The organism is Wolbachia endosymbiont (group A) of Ischnus inquisitorius, assembly GCF_964026985.1.
GTDB classification, from domain to species: domain Bacteria; phylum Pseudomonadota; class Alphaproteobacteria; order Rickettsiales; family Anaplasmataceae; genus Wolbachia; species Wolbachia pipientis.
In genome coordinates this window covers 1,164,261-1,189,182 of record NZ_OZ034715.1, presented here as the reverse complement: position 1 = coordinate 1,189,182, position 24,922 = coordinate 1,164,261, and the positions used below count along the sequence as shown (strand labels likewise).

General features: G+C 36.5%; 25 protein-coding genes, 3 tRNA genes and 2 pseudogenes. 12 read left to right on the top strand and 18 right to left on the bottom strand.

Annotated features, from left to right (window positions below; translation table 11 throughout):
- The first annotated feature begins 202 nt into the window (after window positions 1-202).
- Complete coding sequence (locus tag AAGD90_RS06220) at window positions 203-379, top strand: hypothetical protein (RefSeq protein ID WP_155968924.1); 177 nt, start codon at window positions 203-205, stop codon at window positions 377-379.
- A 337-nt stretch (window positions 380-716) separates the two neighbouring features.
- On the opposite strand, the gene AAGD90_RS06215 is transcribed toward AAGD90_RS06220, so the two are convergent.
- From AAGD90_RS06215 to AAGD90_RS06180, 8 genes are all read right to left on the bottom strand, one after another.
- Window positions 717-1,454, bottom strand: coding sequence for a putative folate metabolism gamma-glutamate ligase (locus AAGD90_RS06215; protein WP_341821840.1), 738 nt, complete (start codon window positions 1,452-1,454; stop codon window positions 717-719).
- A gap of 1 nt (window position 1,455) precedes the next feature.
- A complete protein-coding gene (locus tag AAGD90_RS06210; protein WP_341821839.1) occupies window positions 1,456-1,935 on the bottom strand; it encodes a dihydrofolate reductase in 480 nt (159 codons plus the stop codon).
- The gene (gene folP, locus AAGD90_RS06205; RefSeq protein WP_341821837.1) at window positions 1,929-3,230 is read right to left on the bottom strand and encodes a dihydropteroate synthase; all 1,302 of its coding nucleotides are present in this window, start codon (window positions 3,228-3,230) and stop codon (window positions 1,929-1,931) included. Before folP ends, AAGD90_RS06210 begins: the two co-directional genes overlap by 7 nt.
- Window positions 3,227-3,613, bottom strand: coding sequence for a dihydroneopterin aldolase (locus tag AAGD90_RS06200; protein ID WP_341821836.1), 387 nt, complete (start codon window positions 3,611-3,613; stop codon window positions 3,227-3,229). Before AAGD90_RS06200 ends, folP begins: the two co-directional genes overlap by 4 nt.
- Window positions 3,614-3,652: 39 nt before the next feature.
- Window positions 3,653-4,309: a CADD family putative folate metabolism protein gene (locus AAGD90_RS06195; protein WP_341821835.1), complete on the bottom strand. Its 657-nt coding sequence runs from the start codon at window positions 4,307-4,309 to the stop codon at window positions 3,653-3,655.
- A gap of 78 nt (window positions 4,310-4,387) precedes the next feature.
- Window positions 4,388-4,464 (bottom strand) — tRNA-Ile (locus AAGD90_RS06190).
- 42 nt (window positions 4,465-4,506) lie between these two features.
- Complete coding sequence (trxA, locus tag AAGD90_RS06185; protein WP_209472576.1) at window positions 4,507-4,830, bottom strand: thioredoxin; 324 nt, start codon at window positions 4,828-4,830, stop codon at window positions 4,507-4,509.
- 116 nt (window positions 4,831-4,946) lie between these two features.
- On the bottom strand, window positions 4,947-5,567 hold the full coding sequence (locus AAGD90_RS06180) for a ribonuclease D (RefSeq protein ID WP_010962900.1): 621 nt from the start codon (window positions 5,565-5,567) through the stop codon (window positions 4,947-4,949).
- Window positions 5,568-5,747: 180 nt separating this feature from the next.
- Here AAGD90_RS06180 and AAGD90_RS06175 point away from each other — a divergent pair.
- The 9 genes and pseudogenes from AAGD90_RS06175 to AAGD90_RS07260 all read left to right on the top strand — a co-directional run bounded on the left by AAGD90_RS06175 (window position 5,748) and on the right by AAGD90_RS07260 (window position 10,270).
- Window positions 5,748-5,820 (top strand) — tRNA-Gly (locus tag AAGD90_RS06175).
- 520 nt (window positions 5,821-6,340) lie between these two features.
- Window positions 6,341-6,499: a hypothetical protein gene (locus AAGD90_RS06170; RefSeq protein WP_265017762.1), complete on the top strand. Its 159-nt coding sequence runs from the start codon at window positions 6,341-6,343 to the stop codon at window positions 6,497-6,499.
- Complete coding sequence (locus AAGD90_RS06165; RefSeq protein WP_155969141.1) at window positions 6,484-6,849, top strand: transposase; 366 nt, start codon at window positions 6,484-6,486, stop codon at window positions 6,847-6,849. Before AAGD90_RS06170 ends, AAGD90_RS06165 begins: the two co-directional genes overlap by 16 nt.
- 33 nt (window positions 6,850-6,882) lie before the next feature.
- Window positions 6,883-7,535, top strand: a pseudogene (locus tag AAGD90_RS06160) (IS630 family transposase); the annotation flags it as partial.
- Window positions 7,536-7,607: 72 nt separating this feature from the next.
- Window positions 7,608-7,901 (top strand): transposase, encoded by a 294-nt coding sequence (locus tag AAGD90_RS06155; RefSeq protein ID WP_264373844.1) that lies wholly within the window; start codon window positions 7,608-7,610, stop codon window positions 7,899-7,901.
- Window positions 7,902-7,963: 62 nt separating this feature from the next.
- Window positions 7,964-8,368: an IS3 family transposase gene (locus tag AAGD90_RS06150; RefSeq protein WP_264374046.1), complete on the top strand. Its 405-nt coding sequence runs from the start codon at window positions 7,964-7,966 to the stop codon at window positions 8,366-8,368.
- Window positions 8,369-8,629: 261 nt separating this feature from the next.
- Complete coding sequence (locus AAGD90_RS06145; RefSeq protein ID WP_265022222.1) at window positions 8,630-9,574, top strand: IS110 family transposase; 945 nt, start codon at window positions 8,630-8,632, stop codon at window positions 9,572-9,574.
- Window positions 9,575-9,969: 395 nt separating this feature from the next.
- On the top strand, window positions 9,970-10,116 hold the full coding sequence (locus tag AAGD90_RS06140) for a hypothetical protein (protein WP_341821834.1): 147 nt from the start codon (window positions 9,970-9,972) through the stop codon (window positions 10,114-10,116).
- The gene (locus AAGD90_RS07260) at window positions 10,106-10,270 is read left to right on the top strand and encodes an IS3 family transposase (protein WP_081600772.1); all 165 of its coding nucleotides are present in this window, start codon (window positions 10,106-10,108) and stop codon (window positions 10,268-10,270) included. Before AAGD90_RS06140 ends, AAGD90_RS07260 begins: the two co-directional genes overlap by 11 nt.
- A gap of 240 nt (window positions 10,271-10,510) precedes the next feature.
- On the opposite strand, the gene AAGD90_RS06135 is transcribed toward AAGD90_RS07260, so the two are convergent.
- The 3 genes from AAGD90_RS06135 to rpmE all read right to left on the bottom strand — a co-directional run bounded on the left by AAGD90_RS06135 (window position 10,511) and on the right by rpmE (window position 12,998).
- Window positions 10,511-11,878 (bottom strand): hypothetical protein, encoded by a 1,368-nt coding sequence (locus AAGD90_RS06135; RefSeq protein WP_341821833.1) that lies wholly within the window; start codon window positions 11,876-11,878, stop codon window positions 10,511-10,513.
- A gap of 83 nt (window positions 11,879-11,961) precedes the next feature.
- On the bottom strand, window positions 11,962-12,756 hold the full coding sequence (locus AAGD90_RS06130) for an NAD kinase (protein ID WP_006280584.1): 795 nt from the start codon (window positions 12,754-12,756) through the stop codon (window positions 11,962-11,964).
- A gap of 38 nt (window positions 12,757-12,794) precedes the next feature.
- Window positions 12,795-12,998 carry a 50S ribosomal protein L31 gene (gene rpmE / locus AAGD90_RS06125; RefSeq protein ID WP_007548602.1) on the bottom strand — a complete coding sequence of 68 codons (204 nt, stop codon included), beginning with the start codon at window positions 12,996-12,998 and terminating at the stop codon, window positions 12,795-12,797.
- Between the two features lie 128 nt (window positions 12,999-13,126).
- Here rpmE and fabD point away from each other — a divergent pair, with 128 nt between their 5' ends.
- On the top strand, window positions 13,127-14,107 hold the full coding sequence (gene fabD / locus AAGD90_RS06120; protein WP_264373760.1) for an ACP S-malonyltransferase: 981 nt from the start codon (window positions 13,127-13,129) through the stop codon (window positions 14,105-14,107).
- Window positions 14,108-14,146: 39 nt separating this feature from the next.
- Here fabD and gpmI read toward each other — a convergent pair whose 3' ends face one another.
- The 3 genes from gpmI to AAGD90_RS06105 form a co-directional block, all read right to left on the bottom strand.
- A complete protein-coding gene (gene gpmI / locus AAGD90_RS06115; RefSeq protein WP_341821831.1) occupies window positions 14,147-15,667 on the bottom strand; it encodes a 2,3-bisphosphoglycerate-independent phosphoglycerate mutase in 1,521 nt (506 codons plus the stop codon).
- A 33-nt stretch (window positions 15,668-15,700) separates the two neighbouring features.
- Window positions 15,701-15,772, bottom strand: a tRNA-Asn gene (locus AAGD90_RS06110).
- 510 nt (window positions 15,773-16,282) lie between these two features.
- Window positions 16,283-17,142 (bottom strand): IS630 family transposase gene (locus AAGD90_RS06105; protein WP_156518142.1). Its coding sequence is split into 2 segments (ribosomal slippage): window positions 16,283-16,818 and window positions 16,818-17,142, totalling 861 coding nucleotides; the frame shifts between segments, so codons are not numbered across the junction.
- 403 nt (window positions 17,143-17,545) lie between these two features.
- Between AAGD90_RS06105 and uvrB the strand changes: the two genes are divergently transcribed.
- Entirely contained in the window at window positions 17,546-19,459 is a 1,914-nt protein-coding gene (uvrB, locus tag AAGD90_RS06100; RefSeq protein ID WP_341821830.1) for an excinuclease ABC subunit UvrB, read from the top strand.
- Between the two features lie 189 nt (window positions 19,460-19,648).
- Here uvrB and AAGD90_RS06095 read toward each other — a convergent pair whose 3' ends face one another.
- The 4 genes and pseudogenes from AAGD90_RS06095 to AAGD90_RS06080 form a co-directional block, all read right to left on the bottom strand.
- On the bottom strand, window positions 19,649-21,559 hold the full coding sequence (locus AAGD90_RS06095; protein WP_341821829.1) for a hypothetical protein: 1,911 nt from the start codon (window positions 21,557-21,559) through the stop codon (window positions 19,649-19,651).
- Window positions 21,560-21,589: 30 nt separating this feature from the next.
- The gene (locus tag AAGD90_RS06090; RefSeq protein WP_341821827.1) at window positions 21,590-21,814 is read right to left on the bottom strand and encodes a hypothetical protein; all 225 of its coding nucleotides are present in this window, start codon (window positions 21,812-21,814) and stop codon (window positions 21,590-21,592) included.
- A 325-nt stretch (window positions 21,815-22,139) separates the two neighbouring features.
- Complete coding sequence (locus AAGD90_RS06085; protein WP_341822195.1) at window positions 22,140-23,522, bottom strand: hypothetical protein; 1,383 nt, start codon at window positions 23,520-23,522, stop codon at window positions 22,140-22,142.
- Window positions 23,523-23,918: 396 nt separating this feature from the next.
- Window positions 23,919-24,647 (bottom strand): annotated as a pseudogene (locus AAGD90_RS06080) (hypothetical protein); the annotation flags it as partial.
- Between the last annotated feature and the right edge of the window lie 275 nt (window positions 24,648-24,922).

Genomic DNA, 24,922 nt, shown 5'->3' with positions numbered 1-24,922 from the left:
CGCTAACACGTAGCGGGATGACGAGGTCATGCCACCGCGCGAACCGTCATACCGTCACGGTATCTCTAGATCCCGCTAACACGTAGGGGAATGACGAGGTCATGCCGCCGCAAACCGTCATACCGCCGCGGTATCTCTTAGCCGCTAACACGTAGCGGGATGACGTTTGTCGTTTAGCTACAAACGTTAAGAAATTTACCAAATGAAAAAAAAGGCAAAAGAAGCCCTGGGGTTATTATCCGCTTTAAAATATTGGCGTTTTTTATGTTTTAAACGCTTGACAAGCAAGATTAAGCTGCTTTTAATTGCAACTAACTTACGCTGCAAATGTTTAAGAAGTTTACTAAGCAGAAAAAAAGACAAAGAATCCCCGAGTTAGCTAGTCTTTTACTATCTCTGTCGAGTATTGGCATTTTTTGATGTCTTGTAACGCTTTGTAAGCGCGTTCAGCTTATTTAGATAAAAATCTAGATGTAGATGAAGTTTTGTAAAGACATACAGTATCTATATACTGCAAAAAATTGAACATAAGACGCCGATACATTAAGTAATCCTTACCTTTTAATCTGCAGATTGGCGAAAGCAAATACAATAGCTTCACTATCATGATAAGAGGGCTGGCGGAGTTTGTCAAGTAAGTTTTTTGTTTCTATTCCCAATAAAAGTTTGTTATATGGTTATGCAAGAAGTCTAATAGCAAATTTTTAAGTTTCTCTTTAACTCTTTAACCAACGGGCTCCCATGAGGAGAGGAGAGTAAAGGTCTTTTTCCATAGATATTTTCACACTTTTTTCTTCTTCTGTAGTTGGCGGATGAGTAAGAAAGTGAACCTTTGGTGCACCACTAATTATTGCCATCGGTGTTTGCTCTGCCCCTTCTCCCATAACTAAAACAGCAGATGTTGCCAGTGCATCAAGAAGATTGACTTGTGTTACTTGCAGTGGTTGATTATAAAGATCTGGCTTGCCTATATAGGAATAAAGTGGTTCAAATCCACACCAACCAAGAGCAACGCCCGTAACCCCAAGGCGCATAGGTGTTATGTTACTATCTGTAATCAAAATACCAAGATGTTTTATGCAGTGTTTTGTCTTGAGATAGTTCCATATTGATAGAGCTGTTTTCTGAACATCCTTTGGGTATAAAATATACATTTCATTACCATTTGATTCATCAATACCAGCAGATGGAATTAAGATATTGTCTTTGATTGTTAAATAGATGCCGTAAGAATTATGGTCTACATCAACAATTGCATCAGCTTCTCTTTTGATTAGCTCTTCTTTAGAACAAGCAGTTTTGCAAACCACTTGTTTTTGACAAATAGAAATGATTTTTGATGTGATAGCAAGAACAACTTCCTCTCCTAGCAACTCTGAAACATAGCGATCAAGAACCTGCTCTAATACTTCCCCACATTCAATGCGGTGGGTATAAATTGCTTTAACATGCATATTAACGTATTAGCCTACATATAGTATAATCTTTCGTTTTGGTGAGAATAGTTTTATGCCATCCATCAAGAAGTGTTAAGTTGAAATATACATCACCTTTATAGGGTTTGTGAATTTCTGTTATGATAAATTCTGAGATTAGATCATACTCCAAAAAAAGATGCGCTATTTGTGCTCCACCAATCATGAAGACTTTAGAATTACTTTGGATTGACAAAAACTCTTGCATAGAAGAAATAATAGTGCATTTTACTCCTCTGTTAAAACAAGAATTTAATTTGTTACGAGAAAAAACAACAGGGATACGATCCTTCAATATGTTTTGAGGCATAGTTTCAAATGTTTTTCTTCCCATAACAATAACTTGTTTGTCAGTCACCTGACGAAAATGATCTAACTCACTTGGATAATGCCAGGGCAATCCATTATTTATTCCAATTACCCCCTTGGGATCAACAGCCATAATTCCGATAACTAGCATCCCTGTAAAGCAGCTTGAGCTACAAAGAATCGCATGTGATCACGCACATTATGCACTCGAAGGAAATCAACCTTGTTGTGCAATGCAGATGATAAAGCAATTGTTTCTAAATCTCGGTTAAAGACAGGTTCTGTAGAAAAAGAAGAAATAAATGACTTTCTAGAATGACCAACCAGAACTTTGCAGCCAAAATTTTGTAACGTTTCTATACTGCGTAAAATCTGGATATTCTGGTACATAGATTTGCCAAAACCAATACCAGGATCAATAATGATCGAGCTTTGATCAAAACCTAGAGCTAGTAATCTATTAATGTTCCTTTCTGCCCAATTACTTATGGTATCAATTGGATCAATGTCACTTGGGATAATGTTGTCACTATGTGGTGGTATGGAGAGTGAATGCATAATAACGATACTACATCCACTGCTAGCAATCGCTTTTAAGGTATTATCATCTAGATCTCCCTTCTGATCATTTACCCAGGCAATGTTGTAGTGCTCCAAAACATTCAAAATAACATCTGGCCAGAAACTATCAATGCTGACTTTAATGTCACCAACTTTCATATATTGATTAAGGTCATCAAGCACTGGTTTTAAGCGTGCATATTCTGCTTTTGGAGTTTGTATTGAGGAGCCAGGTCTTGTTGATTGAGCACCAAGTTCAACTATGCTTGCACCATCTGATAACAGCCGCAGTGCCTGCTTGGTTGCTTGATCTGCATCATAATAAAGACCACCATCTGAAAATGAATCAGGAGTAATATTGACAATACCCACAAGCTCTGGCGAAAGCGTAAAACTCTTTAAAAAACAATCTTGAATATTAGGGATATCATAAGCAACAGTACCGAACGTTTTGTTGATTATTGGAGTATTATCCATAGGGCTCAGCATTGCCATCAAGTGAAGCAAAAATGGTCTGTTTATCAATTCTGGGTGAGGAATCTTAAGGTAGGATGTATCAAGTGTCAGGTCATCCCATAACAAAATATCCAAATCAATAACGCGAGGTGCCCATTTTTCATAGACCTGCAGACGGCCAATGTCACATTCAATTTGTTTAAGGCCCTTTAACAGCTCTTCAGGAGAAGAAGAACAACTTCCATACACAACCATATTTAGAAATGGCCTGTCCCACCCAGGTGGAGCATCATTTGGTAAAATAGCCTTAGTTTCCAGAATAATTGAAGATTTTAAATTTTTAAAATAGCGCTCCTGCAGTAACTGAGCAGCCTTTTGTAAATGGGAAAAGCGATTCCCCATATTTGAGCCAATAGAAATGTAAATCATTCTTGCAACGCATTACGATAAGTAAAGAAAACACCTCCATGCACACTGGGGACAGGTGGTGCAACTTTGTGAATAGTTACGCCTATAGAAGAAATAATAAGCTTTTTTTGCATCACAAGGTTATTAATGGTCCTGTATATATCATGAGTTAAATGCTCGATTAAGTTGAATTGCTTGCTTTGAACGAGAGATTGAATACTCTGAACTACCTCCAAGTAGCATATAGTATCCTCAAGCCGGTCAGTTGTAAGTCCTAAAGGGGGGGATTTAAAGGTAAAATCAATATTAACACTAACTAATTGAGAATGATACTTCTCTTCTGCACTATGGCCTAAATGAACCCAAAGCCGTAAGTCAGATATAAGAAGATTACATGCAGACATTGCATTCCAACATCACTGAGTTTAAGCTACTTACAACTACTAACACACGCTAGCATTCATCATTCCATCAAGAAAACCCCACAAGAGCTTTGCTCCCTTTTGAGCACCCTTCATAACTTTATCTTGCTCTTTTTCATCTAGGTCTTCAATAAGATTTGCACACTCCTCAGAATGCCATTCATCAGCATGCATATGGACCGTAAAAAATTGAAGAGAACGCTCATCACTTATTGAATAGTGTTTTTTTAAACCTTCAATTTTAGACTTGGAAACCTCTGGAGTTTGACGTTCGTAAGCGTACAAGGCTCCAAGACCTGCTGCAAAACCTGATCTTACAATGTCAAAGTAACCATCAATTAATTCTTGTGTCTCCTTAATCTGTGCACTTTCACGAAGATCAGATCGCGCAACGCCAAGCCCTTCAGCAAAACGTTTCCATAACTCTGGATGATTTTCATCACCTTGTTCCTCTTCTATTAAATTACCAAGTAAAACCTGTCGCATTTTTAGATCTGGGCACAGAAAATGTATACCACTGATGTAACGAGGAAACGCAGCAACGTGGTGATAATATTCTTTAGCATAGGTTTGTAAAGCTTGCAAGCTTAAGCTTCCTGTATTCCATGACTGGTAAAATGGATGATTTAGTAAGTGCAATTCATCTAACTTGTTATTTAGAGACTTAGTAAATTCCATCATTTCCCCCATTACATTAATATATAGTTCATATACTATAGTTTTCTCATTGTTACGATCATGCTAAGATCAATACAATGGTGGGATTGGTAGGACTCGAACCTACGGCCAATTCGTTATGAGCGAACTGCTCTAACCGACTGAGCTACAATCCCTTTTATCAATATTTATAATACACACAAAAGCAAATTTGTCTATTAGCTTATTTCACTATCAACCCAACTTAGCAGATCATTTGTTGCACCAATTTTGCGTGCAATTTCCTTACCATCTTGAAATATAATCAAAGTAGGTATAGATTGAACCCCATACTTACTTGGCACTTCAGTCCCTTCATCTATGTCGAATTTGCAGATCTTAATCTTGCCTTTTCTGTCTTTAGCCAATTGTTCGATACGTGGCATTAGACTTTTACATGGCCCACACCATTCTGCCCAAAAGTCTATCAGAACAAACCCTTTATAGTCAGTGACTTCAGATTTGAAATTTTGATCATTTACCGATGTAATATCATCACTCATAAAATACCTAAATTTTTGTAAAATATAGCGTATCTATTAGCAGTTAATCAACTAAATTCTTACCGCAGAGCTTGAAAAATTGCCCTAAAGTGTTTTGCACAAACAAAAAACTTCTATTACATCTGGTGGTTAAAGATATCCACGTTTTCCCAACCCATTAAGTCTAACTCAATACGAGTAGGAAGAAATTCAAAGCACTTTTGGGCCAATTCTTTTCTATTTTCACGTTCCAGCATTAAGTCTAGCTTTTCCTTTATCCTGTGGAGATACAAAACATCAGATGCAGCATAACTTTTTTGTTTGTCTGTTAAATTTTCATTTCCCCAATCAGAAGATTGCTGCTGCTTATTTAGTTTGGTATCAAGCAGCTCTAAGCACAACTCTTTTAAGCTATGATTATCTGTGTAAGTGCGAACTAAACGTGAAGCTATCTTTGTGCAATAGCACGGAAGTGCCCAAGTTTCCAAGTAATAACGTATTATGCTCACATCAAATCGCGCGAAGTGAAATATTTTAGTTATATTTTTATCCTCTAATATTTTTCTTAAATTTGGCGCTGTATAATCGTTCTTGAGTTGAACTAAGTGAGCGTTGCCATCATTAAAAGAGAGCTGCACAAGGCATAATCTATCTCTGCTATGAAGTAGCCCCATTGCCTCGGTATCAACAGCTATAGACCTTATATCATCTGGTATTGAACTAGCTGGCAAGTCGTCTTTATATAAAAATATTCCCATAAAATTAATACATTTTTTGGCACAATTGAAAACCTATGATAATCAAAAATGAGTCTTAAGTATACGAAAAGATCATAGAAGGAACCACGCAAATTTATGGGCTCTCACATTTTTCGTGTACACGGGGTTTACAAATCGCTGTATATGCTTATAATTAAGTAAATTTAGGTTAATTTAATTGCGGGAGTAGCTCAGTTGGTAGAGCGCAACCTTGCCAAGGTTGAGGTCGAGGGTTCGAACCCCTTCTCCCGCTCTTTGCTTTCAAAATCATTTCGTCAAAAATCCCTTGACAAACTCCGCCAGCCCCCTTATCATGAAACTGAAGCTATTTATTTATCTTCTCTGTACAGATTAAATGACAAAAAAACTCACGTATCTGGCGTCCCATGTTTAATTTTTTGCACTATGTGCACCTTATGTCTTTATAAAATTTCTAGGTTTTTACCTAATATAAGCAGAAATGCGCTTATAAAGCATTTAAAACATCAAAAAACGCCGATTTAAAAAATGGATAGTGAATAACTAGCTACCCTAGGGTTTCTTTTGCCTTTTTTTCTGTTTAGTAAATTTCTTAATGTTTATAATTTAGATTAGTTGCGGCTTAAAAGCAACTAAATCGCGGTTATTAAGCGTTTAGAATAAAAAAACGCCATACTTGAAAGTATAATGTAAGTAATTAGCCAACCACGGGGCTTCTTTTGCCTTTTTTTTCGTTTGGTAAATTCCTTAATATTTATAGCTAAGAGAGCCCAAGAGAGGTGTCATTCCAGCGCGTGACGCTGGAATCCCAAAAAAAGGATGATGTCATCCCAGTGCTTGACACTGGGATGGCTTTGTTGCATCGCTCAAGTGAAAAGAACTGGCAGTTACTGACAAAATTCATTATAAATAGCCATTTAACTGTTGAAGAAAAAATATGCCACAAAAAATGAGAGTCAGTAACTGCCATGAATATAACAAATTTCTCCAAGAAAGAGGAAGCATTTTTTGTTATATCAATGACGCCATAGAAAATTGGTACGAGAATTGTCCAAAAATGCAGGGCGGCAACTATATTTATAGTGATAAAGTTGTGATTTTGGTGCATATAATCGTCAGTTTCTTTAGAATTGGTTTAAGACAAACAGTCGGGTTTATAAAAGGGTATTTGCAACAAATAGGAAGAGATTTGGCAGTTATCAGCTATTCACAAGCATCAAGAAGGTTTAAGAAACTTAATATTAAGATAAATGATTGCAGAATTGATAAAAATATAGCTCTTTCCATAAAAGTCCGGATGTGATAGGATAAGGATAGATGATGATAAGGAGGTTGAATGCCAGCAGCATATAGTTATGATTTAAGAAAAAAAGCAATGGAAGCGCTAGACGAAGGAGAAAGCAGAGAAACAGTGGCAGCAAGATTTAAGATTGGACGAACTACTTTATGGGAGTGGCAGCAAAGAAGAAAAGAAACAGGAGACTTTCAATCAAAAAAACTTGGAAATGGGGGTTACAATCACAAAATTACCGACTGGGATACCTTTGCCAAATTTGCCAGAGAACACGGAGGAAAGACTCTATCGGAAATGGCTAAACTTTGGAACAACGTTAGTATCCAAACGATCTATCGAGCCCTTAAAAAAATTGGATTTACGCGCAAAAAAAGACATATGGATACAAGGAAAGAAACGAAGAAAAACGTGCTGAATTTTTGAAAATTATAGCGACAAAAGAACCTAAAAACTTAGTGTATATAGATGAGTCTGGCATTGATAACACCGAAGACTACCCCTACGGATATTGCCAGAAAGGACAGCGGTTTTATGCCTTAAAATCTGGAAAGAAAACTCAACGAATCAGTATGGTTGCAGCCTTAAGTGGAAGAAAGATAGTTGTTCCGTTAACCTTTGAAGGCCACTGTAATATGGATGTTTTTAATGGATGGTTTGAGCAATTTTTGACACCGATCTTGGAACCTGGACAGACTGACCTTACCCAGAAAAAGTGGAGAGAAAGAAAAGAGTTTTTTTGGGTAAAATAAAATTTTGGAGGATTAGAAATGGTAAGAGAATATACAGCAGAATTCAAATTGGAAGCTGTTAAGCTGGCAAATGAACAAAGAAAGGTAGGTCAACCAGTTGCAAAAGTAGCAAGAGATCTAGGGATAAGGGATAGTGTATTAGGAAAATGGATGAAGAAATATAACGAAAAAAAGTCAGCGGCAAATGCATTTCCAGGTAGAGGTAACATGGCTCCTTACGACAAAGAGAGGTTTGATTTACAAAGAGAGTTAGCAAGAGTAACAAGGGAAAGAGACATTTTAAAAAAAGCCCTGGCCAGTCAAAAAGAGTAAAATATTTTTTTATAAAAGAGCATAGTATAGCTCTTTTTACAATAATCCGAACAGACCGTAATATGCTACTGGCCTGCTATAGCCATAAACACATATCTTATCGCATTCGGACTATTATAAGAAAGGCTATAACTGCTATAAAGTACAGGAATTATGTAGGATTTTCTGCTAGTGGCTACTATAAGTGGACTACAAGGAAAATAAGCAGTAGAGAATCAGCAAATAAAGAGTTATTAGCAGATATTCAAAAAATATATCAAGCTTCTAAATGTAGATATGGAGCTCCTAAAATTCATGCTGAATTAAAGGCTTTGGGTAAAAGTTGCAACTTAAAAACAGTGCAAAGTATTATGCAGAAAAATGGTATTCAGGCTATATTGAGAAGAAAATTTAAAATTAAGAAACAACAAACGGACAGTAGCTCCCAATATATTAGACCAAAACTTTATTGTCGATCAACCAAATAAAGTATGGGATTACTTATATAAAAACCAAAGAAGGATTGTAAGTTAAAAATGTGATATAAAAGAGATAAGAGGGAAGATAACCCTACTCACTATAGGAATAGGGCTATCACGGGCGTGTGCGACCGAATGAAAGTTGGTATTACAACCGTAGCCATCAAGGTAAACTAGCCCCATCTCTCGATACGTTTGAATAGTTGCATGGGACATATGTATGCACCCGTTTACAATCTTAAATTAATTAAACTATCGAGGTTATTTATTATGATTACATCTTATCAAAATTTCATTGGCATTGATATCGGAAAATTTAAAAATGTTGCTGCAGCTTATAACCAAAGGAGCGCTATCAAGTTTGACAATGATGCTACTGGTTGGCAACAGTTGTTTCAAAAATTTTCAGATATCCTACCTAATTCTCTAGTAACTTTAGAAAACACTGGAAAATATGAGCTTGGCTTAGCACATTTTCTTGTTGATAAGAATGTTGCTGTACATCGAGCTAATACTCGTAAAGTAAAAAGTTTTATCATATCACATGGAACTTTAGCAAAGACAGATCAATCAGATGCAAGAGCCCTTGCTCAATATGGTTTTGAACGCTATAGTGCTCTATCTCTATTTGTGCCTATGTCAAAAGAACAAACCGCCTTAGTTGCACTCTGTCAACGTCGTGATGACATTACGCAAATGAGAACTCAAGAGAAATGTAGGCTTGCAGCACCTGAAAACGACTATATAAAGGAAAGTTGCCAAAAAACAATAGACTTTTTTACCAGTCAGATAAATGAGTTCAACGATGCCATACAAAGAATTATTGATAAAAATCCAGAGTTACAAAAGCGTCAAAAAATCTTGAGAACAGTGCCAGGAATAGGTCTCAAGTTATCACAAGTTTTTGTGTGTCTAATGCCAGAACTTGGCCACCTAAACAAAAAAGAAGTTGCAAGTCTTGCTGGAGTTGCTCCACATCCAAAAGAAAGCGGTAAAACTATTGGTTACCGAAGGATAACAGGTGGTAGAAGCAATGTTCGTGCAAAGCTTTTCACAGCTGCTATGGCTGCTGCAAGATCTAAATCTGCACTTGGTGCTTTTTATTCTGATCTTATTGGTAGAGGTAAAAAGAAGATGGTAGCTATAACAGCTCTAATGCGAAAAATCATAGTAATTGCCAATGCAAGACTTAAAGAAGCAATTAATATGAAATAAAAAAAAATCTGCATAGAAAATAGGTTAACGGATATGTGCGTCTACACACATTTAAAGCACATATTCGTTAACCATAAAATCTAAGCAGTGGTTGCTGTTTGATATAAATTTCTTTCTGTATAAACTAGGATCTTTGTTACCAAAATACATTTTTCAATTGAATAAAAATACAAAATTATCAACAAATGAGACTAAATTCAAAAAATTTTAAAAAACATAGTTGATGGCTATATTTGGCAACAATAATCGATCTATATTCACGCATGGTAGTTAATGAGCAGTTCAATAAATAAACAATTGGTTATGGACTCTTTATTAATGGCCGTTAACAAGCGTAAACCTGCCAAAAATCTACTATTATAGCTCTTTTTACAATAATCCGAACAGACCGTAATATGCTACTGGCCTGCTATAGCCATAAACACATATCTTATCGCATTCGGACTATTATAAGAAAGGCTATACATAGTGATCAAGGTTCACAATATACTTCGCAAGGTTATCAATATCTCTTATCCATAAAAAACATAGATGAGTCATAAAGGTTGTTGTTACGACAATTCTGTTGTGGAAAGCTTCTTCAGTTCTCTAAAAAGGGAGTTACCAATAGACACCTCTCGGCACTCTAAACAGCATATCAAAACTGCTATATTTGAATATATAGAAATTTTTTATAACAAACAACGTCACTATTAACTATTGCATTCCTGAGCATTTTGATTCATCATTCTCTTTATGAAAAACATTCCAAACTTTCTCTCCACTTTTTCTGGGTAAGGTCAGTCAGCTACTTGGATGACAGGGGAGGGAGGTGCTACCCTGACAATCGTCATCCCGCTACGTGTTAGCGGGATCTAGAGATACCGCGAATGAATCGCGGTATGACGGTCTGCGGCGGTATGACGTAGGGCTGCACTAGCTATATCATGCATTTTATTAACCGACACTATAAACAACATCCTTACAATTATGAGATTGAACCACAACTTGCTCAAGCGTTAAGCTGCTGCGTTTAGCGTCTTTACCGTGGTTTTCCCCAAGAACATTTGTTCTTTCGTGTTTTATTTCTTCAATGAATTTCTTGTTAACGCTTTCAGGGTCAATCTTTTCCTGCGAATATATAAGATTAGTGCAATTTGTTTTTCTATAATAATGTATGCCAAAACCCACAATGAGTAATGCAAGTATACCAGAACCTATAAGTAATGATAATCCTATGTTATTAGTCAAAGGGTTTTGGTAAAATTTTTGTACACCATTAACACCATGTGTTGCAAGTAGCCCTAGAGGAAACGCTATATTTGCAGCAACTACACCAGTAAATAATGCAGTAAATATTGGTCTGTCGTTAATTACTGATTTTATTTTATTAGTTCTAGTAATTACTTTTTCGTCAATGTTAGTGAAGCCTTGTTTAGCTTCCCAAGCATTAAGTACAAAATTTGAATGAGTGCCATTGCTATATTCCAGTCTTACAGATTTTATAGCTTTATCTTTTGGCTGGTGCTCCAACACCTCAGCTAAAATTTTATCCGCATCTTTTTTTTGAATGGAATGTTCTTCAGTATCTATAAATTGCCTTGTTGCAAAAAATATTGGACCAATTGTAAGCAATGCAGCAAGTGCGATAACTGGTATAGTGATATATTTTGGGCTGTTTGTAAAAAATGCAATAAATTTTGCTTTATCTTGTAAATATAATAAAGCTGCAGATATACTGAGTATAATAGCACTTGCACCAAAAATTATAAAACCCTTCTGCTGCATGGCATACTTTGCTCTTGGCAAGAATCTGTTTGTTTTTTTATTTTTTAAAATTGCATCGTCATTTATGTTAAATTTACTATTTGTAAGCAAAGACTTTTTAGAGCCATCTGCTGCGCTTGTGTATGATGGTAGTGAGCCAGTTGGAGGTATACTTGAGCTGTTAGTTCTTTGTAAATCTTCTAATATTTCACTATTCCAAGGTGGACTAAATACTGTCTCTTGAGAAGGTGATCTGCTTAGAGTTGAATTTTGTGGCACGTCAACATGAGTTTCTTCACCTTTTGTTTCTTCTAGGGAAGGAGGTGATACTTGAGTCTCAAGAGTTAACGGATCTCTTGAATTAGCATTGCTGTTTTTTTTCTCTTTAAATTCTTCCTCTAACAAAGCTTCTAAAGCTGTATTTTCATCATTTTTTTTCGGAGTACTTGTCCTAAGTGCTGGTATTGGTAAAATTCCTGGTGTTATCTCGCCATCTTCACTTATTGATGTGGAAGAAATTAATGTTACTGTTTGTTCTTCATTTACTGGTCCAGGCATATTCACTCCAAAATTAATTACTATGCTGCATTGATTACGCTATAGTTATTAAGATATAGTAAATACCAATTTACGGATAATTATTAGTATAGAAATTGTCTATCAAAGATTCTTTCATTCAGAGGGTAATCTTTGTCAAAAAGCAAAGTGATTGTGTTCTCATGGTCTTTTTGTATTTTTATCTGTGATATATCATGAAATTCTTTGTAATCTGATACTACAAGTGCTGGACGGTTTTTTGTGTCGTTAATGTCAATTTGTACGATTGTATCGTTTGATATTAACGCTCCATTCCAATGCCTTGGGTAATAGCTATTGATAGAAGTGAGTGCAAGTAAATTTGAATTTAGCGGCAAGATTGGGCCACCGGCAGAGAAGTTGTATGCAGTGCTGCCTGTGGGGGTAGATAATATTACTCCGTCCCCTCTAAATTTTTCTACTTTTAGCTTATCATTAATAGTAATATTCATCTCTACTATTTGGTTCGCTTTTCTAAAAACGTATACTTCGTTTACTGCTATGTAATGATATCTCTTGCCACTTGTGTCTGTTGCTTCCATTTTTAGCAAAGTTAACTGAGTTGAAGTTGCATGCTCTATATGATCAATTAAATCTTCACTGCAGCTAAAGCATTTATTCATCAAAAACCCAACATTGCCAGTGTTTATCCCATACACATGCATGTTTTTATTTTCTATGACGTAATTGTGCAAAGTGCGTAGCATAAAGCCATCACCGCCAACAACTATCAATAGATCGATTTCGGACTTATTTTCTTCTGTTATATTGATAAAATTAAGTTTCTTTAATAGTTTAGATACTTCCTGCGATTTTGGTGATGGAGAAGCAACATAGCCTATATTTTTGTATTTATGCATGCTTCAGTAAACTCTCTAAAACTTAAAGAGGAGGAGAATTAGAAAATGCTTCCATATTTATCGTTAAACTTAGCTAATTTGCTAGTTTTACTTGCTAACCCGCTTGTCAAACTTCCAGTCCATGCAGGGTGAGTAAGAGGATCTCTATCAAGTTTTACCCTATCTCCCTCCTTTCCATAAGTGGAACGAGTTTCAAACTCTTGACCGTCTGTCATAACTATAATAATTTTATGATAATTCATTGTTGTTTATAAACTTTTAGTCAGCTAATATTCTAGTGAACTTAATTCACTAAGTCAATCATTATTCTAAAATATTGACAAAAAATAAATAAAGTAGTATATTTAATAAGGAATAAATAATAACTATCATGATTTTTGCTTTCCCCGGTCAGGGCTCTCAGTTTGTAGGAATGGGAAAGAGCTTATATAGTGAGTTTTCTGTTGCAAGACAAGTATTTAATGAAGTAGATAGCATATTGGATGGAAAGCTGTCTCATTTAATCTTCAACGGTCCTATTGAAGAATTAACCATTACAGAAAACGCTCAGCCAGCTATAATGGCAGTATCAATTGCAATGCTACGTGTTATGGAGCATGTGTTTGGCAAATCTCTTTTCACTGATCACAATGTTAAATATGTTTGTGGGCATTCAGTTGGCGAATATACAGCGCTGTGTGCTGCAGGAGCGTTAACGCTTGAGTCTGCAATCGAGCTGCTGAAAGTTCGCAGCGAAGCAATGCATGAAGCTTCACTGAAATGTAAAGGCGGAATGGTTGCGTTGCTTGGAGCAGAGATAAATGAAGTGGAAGATATATTGAAATCAGTTCAAATTGACGGAATTTGTGAAATTGCAAACGATAACGGTGGCGGACAAGTGGTTATAAGTGGCACTAGAGAAGCTCTTGAAATGTTACCCGATTTATTCAAAAACTCGAGTGTGAGGAAACTAATTAAATTACAGGTTAGTGGGCCTTTTCATTCATCTCTTATGAAACCTGCTGATGAAAAAGTTTTGGAGTTTTTGAAGGGTATTAAAATAACCCGTCCTATAGTTCCTTTGATATCAAATGTTACAGCTAAAGAGGAGAGTGATCCCAAAGTTATAAAAACTTTACTCGCCAAGCAAGTTGTAAGCAGAGTGAAATGGAGAGAAATGGTTTTGTATATGTCAAGCCGTGGCATTAACAAATTTGTTGAAATTGGCCCTAATAAAGTTTTATCTAATTTGGTCAAAAGAATTGACCAATCTATCAGTACAAAAAATATAGATAGTATTGGTGATATTGACAGCTTCTTTAATGAATCATTAGTACTAACAGCGAAAAATTTAAAAGTTGGATTAAGTTAAAACACATCTATTTGATGTCATTCCGGTGCATAACGCTGCCTAGCTGGAATGACAGAGGGTAATGCAAGAAATCAACGAACTGCCTGTCATTTCGTTTGGTTTTTTAATTCCAAGTAGCTGTAAAATAGTAGGGGCAATGTCAGATAACCTTCCGTCTCTTAGTTTTAGATTATCGCAAGACACAATAAATGGCACTTTATTTAGAGTGTGTGCTGTATGAGGTGTATTATTTTCTTCATCGAACATACATTCCACATTACCATGGTCTGCAGTGACAATTAACGCGGTGTTGCTTGACTTCTTAACAGCACTCAGCACTTTTGCAAGACAATCATCTACAGCTAGCACAGCTTTCTCGGCTGCTTTTATATTACCTGTATGCCCTACCATATCAGGATTAGCGTAATTTACAACTATCAGTGCGAATTCTTGGGAGTGAATTTTTTCTACAAGCTTTTCTGTGAGCTCGAATGCTGACATTTCGGGCTGCAAATCGTAAGTTTGAACTTTTGGTGAGGGAATGAGTATTCTTTCTTCACCAGAGAAAGGTTCTTCTTTTCCACAATTGAAAAAGAAAGTCACATGAGCGTATTTCTCGGTTTCGGCGATACGTAATTGTCGTAATTTATTGTCTTCTATTGTTTGTCCTAGAGTATCAGCGAAAGAAGTAGGAGGAAAAATATAAGAAATTTTGAGATCTTCTTTGTACTTCATCATACTTAAAATTGAAGAGAATTTTGCTACCTTAGCGTAATCTGTTTTGCCAAGCAAAATACTTGCTAATTGTATCATTCGATCAGCACGAAAGTTAGCCAACAGCACTCCATCTTCTGGTTTTATACCTTGATAGTCACCTATTACTGCGGGCCTAATAAACTCATCAGTTATGTTATTTTGATAATTTTCATCAATCAACGATACTGCATTATCATGACAAGGTGCCTTTGCAAATGCGATAGCCTCATAAGCTTCGATTGTTCTCTTCCACCTGTTGTCACGGTCCATAGCATAGTAACGCCCAGAAACAGTAGCAATTCTTGTGTCATTTCCCTTTATACTCTTTGTAAATTCTTGAATGCATTTTTTTCCTGAATTTGGCAATGTGTCTCTGCCATCTAAAAATGCATGTATCACCACTTTTATTCCATGCTGTGATATTTTATTTGCTAAAGTTGAAATATGCTTTTGATGCGAATGAACACCACCATCGGACACCAATCCCATTATATGGCATACTCCGTTCTTACTTTTTAGATCATTAATAAAACTTTGTAGATTTACATTGTTTTCTATTGTTCCAATCTCTTGATTAATGCGCTGAAGGCTTTGCATTACTACTCTACCACTGCCAATATTCATATGGCCAACTTCTGAATTACCTATTTGACCACCAGGTAACCCCACATCAGCTCCACAGGCGGATAAACTGCATTTTGGATAATTAGAGCTAATATATTGCCAACAGGGTGGATTTGCGTTGCTGATAGCGTTGTATTTATTATTCTCTATTCCATTTCCCCAGCCATCTAGTATACATAAAACCACTGATTTAATGTTCATATAAAATCAACACTAGAATTTCACAGAGAAACGCTCCCCGGGCCGGATTCGAACCAGCGACCAATTGGTTAACAGCCAACTGCTCTACCACTGAGCTACCGAGGAATAAACCGTTTTTAATTTACCATGTTGAACGTTGGTTGTAAACGTTTTTTGTGTAGACTTTAAGTCCAACTGGTCACAGAAACGAAAAAACTTACTTGACAAACTCCGCCAACCCCCTTATCATGAAACTGAAGCTATTTATTTATCTTCGCAATATGTGCAGGTTAATGACAAAAAACTTAGGGTATTTGGCGTCTCATGTTTAATTTTTCGCACTACGTGCATCGCATGTCTTTAAAAATTTCTGGGTTTTTACCTATATAAGCCGAGACGCGCTTACAAAGCGTTTAAGACAGCAAAAAACGTCAAATTGACAAGGGAGAATTTGAATGCTAGCTACTACGGGGTTTCTTTGCCTTTTTTCCTGCTTAGTAAATTTCTTAAACACTTGCGGTGTAGGTTAGTTGCAAGTTAAAAGCAGCTAAATCGCTCTTAATCAAGCGTTTTAGAATAAAAAAACGCCGATATTTTAGTACATAGTATAGCATTTCTCATAATAGTCCGAATAGGTCATAGGAAGGCAGAATCAACAGCACGACGAAAGGATTCGAATAGAGGAATGTTTTTCCTGGCTCTGTTTTTTATAGCAAACCAATGATGCTCAATTTTGTTAAAATCTGGAGAATAAGGCGGCAGATACAAAATTTCTGCACCGACTCCTTTAGCGAGCTTGATAAGCTTATCAGACTTATGAAAAGTAGCATTATCAAGAATGACAGTTTGTCCAGGTTCTAAGATCGGTGCCAAAAATTGCTCAAACCATCCATTAAAAATATCCATATTACAGTGGCCTTCAAATGTTAATGGAGCAACTATCTTTCTTCTACTTAAGGCTGCAACCATGCTGATTCGTTGAGTTTTTTTTCCAGATTTTAGGGCATAAAATCGCTGTCCTTTCTGGCAATACCCATATGGATAGTCCTCCGTGTTATCAATCCCAGACTCATCTATATACACTAAGTTTTCTGGTTCTTTTGTTGCTATAATTTTTAAGAATTCAGCACGTTTTTCTTCGTTCCTTTCCTTGTATCCATATGTCTTTTTTTGCGCGTAAATCCAATTTTTCTGAGAGCTCGGTGGATCGTTTGGATACTAACGTTGCCCCAAAGTTTAGCCATTTCCGACAGAGTTTTTCTACCGTGTTTTTTAGCAAATTCGATAAACTTATTCCAGTCGATAATTTTCTGATTGTAACCTCCATTACCGAGTTTTTTTGACTGAAAGTCGCCTGTTTCTTTTTTTCTTTGCTGCCACTCCCACAAAGTAGTTCGTCCAATTTTAAATCTTGCTGCCACTGCTTCTCTGCTTTCCCCTTCGTCTAGTGCTTCCATTGCTTTTTTTCTTAAATCATAACTATATGCTGCCGGCATCCAACCTCCTTATCGCCATCTATCCTTAATCTTATCATATCCGGACTTCTGTGGAAAGAGCTATACTATTCCAATTGATCAGAGCTATCCATTTCCTTAATTTTTGTAACGTTGTCATAGGAGTACTATAACTTTAGTATCAACTATGTTTTATTGTTTTTGCATCTAAAAAAATTTAGCTTATTCAAGCAGCATTTTGCCTTTTTTTGGATGTAGGGATTTTTTAGGAATTGTCTTCTTGAATTCTATGGTATTTTGTTTAACATTGAAACAAGATTCCAGTGTCAGCTACTTGCATGACATTGTTGGTTAATGTTTTATGGCTTTACGATAGCTATACAACTTATCTTAAAAGCAATATAGTGTTTACTATACAATGAATCAAAGATAGTAAGTAAAGTCTATGGAATTTCAAATCGCTACACATTTTCAGCCGGCTGGGGATCAACCACAGGCAATCGATAGCTTAATTGCAGGGCTAAATAGCAATAAAAGAGATCAGGTTTTGCTTGGAGTTACTGGTTCTGGGAAAACTTTTACTATGGCAAATGTTATTGCAAGGACAAACAGGCCTGCATTAATTATGGCACACAATAAAACTTTAGCAGCACAGCTTTATGAGGAAATGAAAGGATTGTTTCCCCATAATGCTGTTGAATACTTCATTTCTTATTATGATTATTATCAACCTGAAGCCTATTTACCACAAACTGATACTTATATCGAAAAAGATTCTGCAATTAACGAAAGAATTGAGATGCTGCGTTATTCCACCGTCTGCTCCCTTTTGGAGCGCAGGGATACGATCGTAGTTGCCAGTGTTTCCTGCATATACGGTCTTGGTTCGCCTGAGAGCTACCGCAGCATGATCATACCGCTTAGTGTTGGAAATAAAATTCGTATTAATGATTTCCTGAGCAACTTAACTGATCTTCAATACAAGCGCTCTGATGCCAGGTTTGAGAGAGGATATTTCAGAGTGCGCGGCGATATTGTTGATATATTTCCTTCCCATTATGAAAATAAAGCTTGGCGTTTATCGTTATTTGGCGATGAAATAGAAGAAATTTCTGAAGTTGATGCTATAACGGGCAATGTTACCAAAGGCGTAAATAAAATCACCATTTTTCCAAATAGCTATTACATAACCCCACGTGAGGCTTTGTTGCAGGCAATTGAACTAGTCAAAAAAGAGCTGCATGAACGCTTGGATTATTACTACTCGCAAAACAAGATTGTTGAAGCAAAGCGCCTCGAGCAACGCACTAATTTTGATATCGAAATGATGAGAACAACAGGAATATGTAAAGGTATTGAAAATTATTCGCGTTATCTCTATGGAATGGAAGCTGGGGATCCACCGCCTACTTTGTTTGAATATTTACCCAAAGACGTAATTTTATTTGTTGATGAGAGTCATGTCACCGTTCCTCAGGTTGGTGCGATGTACAGTGGTAATGAGGCGCGTAAAAAGAAATTGATCGACTATGGCTTCAGGCTCCCTTCCGCTTTTGATAATCGTCCATTAAAATTTGAAGAGTGGGAGGGAGTTAGGCCGCAGACTATTTACATTTCAGCTACTCCCGGAAAGTATGAGTTAGCACAAACCAATAACGTATTTATAGAGCAAGTTATTCGTCCAACAGGGCTTACAGACCCAATCTGCATTGTAAAACCAATAGAGAGTCAAATTGATGATGTAATTCATGAGGCACAAGTGACAATAGGGAAGGGATTTTGTGTTTTAATCACTACATTGACGAAAAAAATGGCTGAAAATTTAGCTGAATATATGAGTGAATTGAATATGAGAGTGAGTTATTTGCATTCTGATATTGCTGCGCTGGAGAGAATAGAAATTATATACAAATTGAGATCTAAAGAAATCGATGTTTTAGTAGGTGTTAACTTGCTGAGGGAAGGTCTTGATATTCCAGAGTGTGGGTTGGTTGCAATTTTGGATGCTGATAAAGAAGGATTTTTGCGATCGGAAACTTCATTAATTCAAACGATTGGTCGTGCTGCGCGTAATGCTGAAGGTAGAGTAATTTTGTATGCAGATAAAATCACTGGTTCTCTGGATCGTGCGTTAAAAGAGACCGAAAGAAGAAGAAAAAAACAAGAAGAACATAATATATTGCACAATATTATCCCGAAGACTATAATAAAACCTATATCAAACACCTTACAGGAGAGGGCAATAGCAGAACCGAAAGTAAATACTAATAAGGATGATTTGAGAAAGCAAATGATAGAGCATGCTGAAAATTTAGAGTTCGAAGAAGCAGCAAGAATAAAAAAATTATTGCAAGGTTAAGTAATATATGATGCTATGGGCATAGTATAAAAATGTAAATAATTTTATTGATATCTTTATATTAATACTTTTTAAATATTTAGTACCGCGCAATATCTGCAATGGACAAGAAAAACTAACACCAGTGCTTTCAGGGTCAGGGATTTTGGCTCCAACCCTAATAAAACACTTGGGTGGATATCTAAAAACCTAAATTTCTTTCCCCAAAGCTTCTGACGTATGCTTTACCTGTTGCGGATGTTTAAGCTCTGAAGAGACACTTCCCTTATGTTGCGCAGCAGGAGAACCCGTAGAACAAAAAGCACTATCTCTATCAACTGCTGTTTTAGAACTAGAGTTATCAGATCTATACTCTACAGGTAGTACCTCCCCTTTCCCCGAAATAGTACCTTGTGACGGGCCTGGATCACCATCTAGAGAACTTACAGGAGAAATCACTTTTGAGGATGGATTACTTTTTGCTTTTATTCTAGTTGGGAATGAAAAAAATGGCTTAGACACAGATGATTTTTCAGTTACATGATACACAAGATCACTTTTACTTGAACACATCGTATCACGCTCTACGCTACGTCGCTTAAGAGGTGAGGACTTTGCTAGCGGCCCTTCTTTACAGAACAAACCACCCCCATGTTTCTTCGGAGATTTACTATCTTGTGACTTTGCTTCAGAATACTCATCACTACTTTTTCGATCACTTTTATCAGTAACTTGCTGTTTTTCAGGTTCCTCATTACAAATGTTCTCCGTATCTTTTAGAGAATCTTCAGAAACCCCAAGATTTATTGAATCATTCCATGCTGTAGGATAACTCATCTGCGTCGATGCTTTACTCGTTCCAGCTAAATTTACTGGATTATACAGCAGCTCTTCTTTTTCTGTTTCCGTTCCTGACCATTGCCTAGGAGAATCCTTTAATGCTCCATCGGGACTCCGCGTGGGAGACTCCAATTTCATATCTAACAGTTCAGTCGATGGTGATCGCGACAATGCTCGAAAACGAAGCTCAGGGTCAATGGACAATTCATGGTCTTTGTTGATTACAGAGTTTTTTATTATTTTGGTTATCACACAGTGAGAAATGTATGGATTGGAAAAGTCTATGCCATATACCTCACTGCTTCCATTCGTTGATAATTTTGCTTGAGTTCTACCACTAATATCATCAAGTACAGCATTATTAAATGCACGATTTATAGCACGTACCTCTTCTTTTGTTAACAATTTAATCCCCTTACCATTTTGTGTAATAGGTGTAAGAATTGAAACTACTCTCTCATTTAAAGGAGGAGCAAGTATAAAACCATCTATCATCACTTTTGTCACCGAATAAGTAGATCTTATTATCATATTTTTAAATGACTTCACACTATGATCAACATCATTGCCAACTCCAAGGTCCATACCTGTAAGCCATGCCTTATACCGTGTTACACTATCAATAAAACGAGCGTCATCAAAAACATCTTTGATATATACACTATTGTCTTTAACCTTAACCTCTAAAGGCTTCTTAGGAACATTTTCATATCTTTCTCTCATCCTTGATAAAAACTTACTCTTAAATTGCTGACTTAATTCTTCATTATCAAATTTAGAACAACACAAATATTTTCCCTTATTAAATGGTACAGTTGTGCTGCTAATTTGCATATCTTCTAGAACATCCTTTTTAAGTGAAGAAGCCAAATGAGACTTTAGATTGAAAATTACGCCATCATCTACAGGTGTTACAAACTTAATACTACCTTGTTTATCTACGAACCAATCTCCTTTATAGTTCTTAAGTGGAAAAGATTCAACATCTTTATAGTTTTCAAACGGAAAAGAATTAACATCAAAAATTAGCTTAGCTGTATCCAATATTTCTGCTTTATTACCTTTTTCAATGCCGTAGAATTCACGTATTATCTTCCCTTTTATACTGTCCAGATATCTTCTACACTGATACGTACCCATACTCTTATCAAATGAGACTACAATATAGTCCTTCTTGCCCCTGCTTTGCAGCGTAAAATTAGTTTCAACTGTATTACGAGCATAATTATGTACATTAAAAGCACTAACCAATGCGCTTACTGTTTCTCTTGTATTAGGCATAACACCCTCCCTATTTTTTTATTACGACAACTATCTTTTATTACTGCTACCAACCCCACTAGAGCTTGATCCACTAATAGAACTGCTAGGCTGATTAGACTGACGTAGCTTCTCTCGCACGTCCTTAAGTGCATCACGATGATCATCAATCCTTGCTCCTTTAACATGCGTCACTATTCCACCACCTGGCCCCTTGTTCCGGAGATCCCACTCTTTTTCTCCCTTAAAACTTTCCTTACCATTATCATTTGGCATATTGCCCTCCAGTAAAAATATTATGTAACTAATATACTAAAAATAAAATTAAATGCAAGCACTTTTTTATATTTTTTTTCAAAAAAATTTATTCACTCTTTTTCATAAAACACAAATTTCAAGATTCCAGCGTCACGCGCTGGAATGACAAGTCATTGGCAACCCTAAGTTCCCTACGTCATACCGCGATTCATTCGCGGTATCTCAAGCATAGATTCCGCTAACACGTAGCGGAATGACGAACTGTCGACATCTATCTATATGCCCCTGGATTCCAGTACTGGAATGACACCCTTTTTTGTCATCTAAGTATTAGCTATCCCCACTATGGTGTCTTTCCTACTGACTGACCTTCTGCACATTTCTCAACTTTTACATCATTATTCAATTCTTTTGGTGGTTGAGCATTACTCACAGAACCTTTATTCTCAGGACCATTCCAAAAACCAACTGTAAGATGATATTCACAATCAGCAACAGGATTTTTAACAAATTGCTCTGAAGCCTTTCTGTCAGACATAGATTTTGGGATAGGTTGGTTCGAAGCTTTTTCGTTAGGAACAGAGCCTTGAGTAGGTTGGTTTGGAGCTTGCTTATTATTATTTTCATCGTGGTTTTTCCTTCTGTCCCACCTACTATCGCATCCATAAACCTCTTTTCTCCCCTGCTCCGTCGTACCCATTGCACCTTGAGCAGTTGTACGTCTATCTTTCTCCGGCTTCGCTTTTTTCTCTTCATTCACTTTTTCTGGTTTTTGTGAATTTTCATGAGATTTTCTTTCAAGCTCAGTAAGACGCAATAGATGTTTCAAAGGATCTGACGCAATTTCAAGTTCTGGTTTGCTCAGAACAACCGGTCTTACAAATCCTGGTGAAACTTCAAAAAGGAAAACTGGCACTTTAGGTTTTTCTCTTTCGTCTACCTTGATTTCTACGTCTTTACGAACTTCTTTAGTTGCTTCTAATGATGTTTTTTCTGCTTTTTTATCTTCTTTTTCTGTAGATGCCTCTACCGCAGCCGCCAACTCAACTCCAAACATCTCTGCGAACATTGTAACAATCCATCCGACAACGGCCATTTGTAACCTGAGTTTCAGATCTTGCAATGCAGTTAATCTTTCTAACGCCCTTGCAAACTCTTCTTCTGATAACTCACCACTGCCTAATTTCTCCTGCAATTCTTTTATCTCTTTGTCCAACCTCTGATTGAAACTTAAATCGCGTGCAAAAATCTTCTTGATTAACTCCTTAAGCTTATCACGCAAAAACTTAATTATCGAAAGAAGCCAATTTTTTTCTTTCTTCTCCTTGAGCATTTGGTAGATTTTCGGATCATCTACATCTACTTCAAAAAGGTTGAAGAGAGATTCAAAGAAATTCCAGAAATCTCCGAGTACTCTTCCTTTTTCACCAGCGAAGTAATCCTCATCACCTCCTTCGGTATGTAGTTCTGCTTGAGATGATATTTCATCGATACAACTAGAAGCCTGACGCTCACACTCGAGCCTCCTGAGCAAATCTTGTCTGGTGAGCTCCTCTATGGCTGCTTTTAGTTCATTTAACTTCTGCTCTGCAGAGAAATCTTGCTCCCTGATTTTTCCTTGGAAGATTGAGCTACCGTTTCCGTTATTATCTGAAAAATTTTCCATTATTTTTGCCTCCTCAATAAAATTACTGCCTTTGTTGTTACCTGAAAAGCTTTCCACCATTTTTACTTCCTTCATAAAACTTAATAATTTAATTCTACGGTACTAAATATTTAAGAACTATTAATGTAAAGATGTCAATAAAATTATTTACATTTTTACACTATATATATATTATATTATGTGCTATTTAACCTTTCAATAATATTTTTTATTTTTACTGCTTCTTCAAACTCTAGCATGCGCTTTTCTTAAATTATCCTTATTAATATTTGCTTTTGCCTCTATCACCACTTTTTCTTGTAAAGTATTTGATATAGATTTTATTATACTCTTTGGCATAACATTTGCAACATACTTTATCTATAAATGGAAATTATTATACTTGCAGCTAGACACAATTTGAAATAATTTACACTATAAAGTTAAGGAATGAGATCCCAGATACAAGTGTCTGGGCACTGGGATAACAGGAGGGGGGGTTGGAATGACACCAGTATGGTTATTAATTGAATAAATAACCTCCTTATTTTCAGAAATCATTGGCAAACAAATGTGATGCCATATGTTTTTTGGCTTAGATAAGAGGTGCCCAGTTAAGTCTTCCAGGTGGAGCCTATGCATCACAAGCACAATTACTCCTTTTTTTCTATCGTTGAGTCTCGTTACTAAAGTCTGATCGAACCAGTTTGTGGCACGTTTTCTAAATGTTTCACTCAAAGCTTGAGCAGGGTTAAGCGGATCATCCACAATAATAAAGTCACCACCTTCACCGGTTAATGTTCCTCCAACTGATGTTGCGATTCTAAATCCTCTCTGCACTGTTTGGAATTTATATTTAGTGTTCTGGTCTTTGGATAGTTCTACCTCTGGAAATAGTTCTTTATACCAATCAGATTGCATTATGCACCTGGTATCGAGCGAATGTTTTTCACTAAGCAACTTAGAATAACTTGCAACTATTATTCTTGCAGTTGGCTGATTTCCCAGTATCCATGCGGGCCACGCAACACTCATACATATGGACTTCATTGAACGCGGAGGCATATTGAATATTATGCGCCTTACTTCGCCAGCATTCGCTGCTTCCAGCCTGTCTGCTATGACTTTTATGTACTGATAATCATTATACTCACATCCCGGCACCACTGTTTGAAAGCACAGTTCAATGAATTTTAGAAAGTTCATGTTAGACCTCCTATAGTATAGCCTTTCTTATAATAGTCCGAATGCGATAAGATATGTGTTTATGGCTATAGCAGGCCAGTAGCATATTACGGTCTGTTCGGATTATTGTAAAAAGAGCTATATCACCCAAGTAACCCCTATGGTGTTATCCAAGTGGCCGACACTGGTTCCTTTATGACGGCGTCATGCAAGTAGCTGACACTGGAATGACATCCTTTGATTTTTTATATGGTTATGCAAGAAATCTAGTGTAGATTTTTATTTATTTTATAAGA

Coding starts and splice junctions, on each gene's coding strand:
- AAGD90_RS06085 (WP_341822195.1), bottom strand. CDS start 23,522: ATGGTGGAAAGCTTTTCAGGTAACAACAAAGGCAGTAATTTTATTGAG.
- AAGD90_RS06135 (WP_341821833.1), bottom strand. CDS start 11,878: ATGCCTGGACCAGTAAATGAAGAACAAACAGTAACATTAATTTCTTCC.
- AAGD90_RS06220 (WP_155968924.1), top strand. CDS start 203: ATGAAAAAAAAGGCAAAAGAAGCCCTGGGGTTATTATCCGCTTTAAAA.
- AAGD90_RS06200 (WP_341821836.1), bottom strand. CDS start 3,613: ATGTCTGCATGTAATCTTCTTATATCTGACTTACGGCTTTGGGTTCAT.
- uvrB (WP_341821830.1), top strand. CDS start 17,546: ATGGAATTTCAAATCGCTACACATTTTCAGCCGGCTGGGGATCAACCA.
- folP (WP_341821837.1), bottom strand. CDS start 3,230: ATGATTTACATTTCTATTGGCTCAAATATGGGGAATCGCTTTTCCCAT.
- AAGD90_RS06095 (WP_341821829.1), bottom strand. CDS start 21,559: ATGCCTAATACAAGAGAAACAGTAAGCGCATTGGTTAGTGCTTTTAAT.
- AAGD90_RS06215 (WP_341821840.1), bottom strand. CDS start 1,454: ATGCATGTTAAAGCAATTTATACCCACCGCATTGAATGTGGGGAAGTA.
- gpmI (WP_341821831.1), bottom strand. CDS start 15,667: ATGAACATTAAATCAGTGGTTTTATGTATACTAGATGGCTGGGGAAAT.
- AAGD90_RS06195 (WP_341821835.1), bottom strand. CDS start 4,309: ATGGAATTTACTAAGTCTCTAAATAACAAGTTAGATGAATTGCACTTA.
- AAGD90_RS07260 (WP_081600772.1), top strand. CDS start 10,106: ATGAGTCATAAAGGTTGTTGTTACGACAATTCTGTTGTGGAAAGCTTC.
- AAGD90_RS06130 (WP_006280584.1), bottom strand. CDS start 12,756: ATGCATAAATACAAAAATATAGGCTATGTTGCTTCTCCATCACCAAAA.
- AAGD90_RS06180 (WP_010962900.1), bottom strand. CDS start 5,567: ATGGGAATATTTTTATATAAAGACGACTTGCCAGCTAGTTCAATACCA.
- AAGD90_RS06165 (WP_155969141.1), top strand. CDS start 6,484: ATGCCACAAAAAATGAGAGTCAGTAACTGCCATGAATATAACAAATTT.
- AAGD90_RS06140 (WP_341821834.1), top strand. CDS start 9,970: ATGCTACTGGCCTGCTATAGCCATAAACACATATCTTATCGCATTCGG.
- AAGD90_RS06090 (WP_341821827.1), bottom strand. CDS start 21,814: ATGCCAAATGATAATGGTAAGGAAAGTTTTAAGGGAGAAAAAGAGTGG.
- AAGD90_RS06150 (WP_264374046.1), top strand. CDS start 7,964: ATGCTACTGGCCTGCTATAGCCATAAACACATATCTTATCGCATTCGG.
- AAGD90_RS06145 (WP_265022222.1), top strand. CDS start 8,630: ATGATTACATCTTATCAAAATTTCATTGGCATTGATATCGGAAAATTT.
- trxA (WP_209472576.1), bottom strand. CDS start 4,830: ATGAGTGATGATATTACATCGGTAAATGATCAAAATTTCAAATCTGAA.
- rpmE (WP_007548602.1), bottom strand. CDS start 12,998: ATGAATTATCATAAAATTATTATAGTTATGACAGACGGTCAAGAGTTT.
- fabD (WP_264373760.1), top strand. CDS start 13,127: ATGATTTTTGCTTTCCCCGGTCAGGGCTCTCAGTTTGTAGGAATGGGA.
- AAGD90_RS06155 (WP_264373844.1), top strand. CDS start 7,608: ATGGTAAGAGAATATACAGCAGAATTCAAATTGGAAGCTGTTAAGCTG.
- AAGD90_RS06210 (WP_341821839.1), bottom strand. CDS start 1,935: ATGCTAGTTATCGGAATTATGGCTGTTGATCCCAAGGGGGTAATTGGA.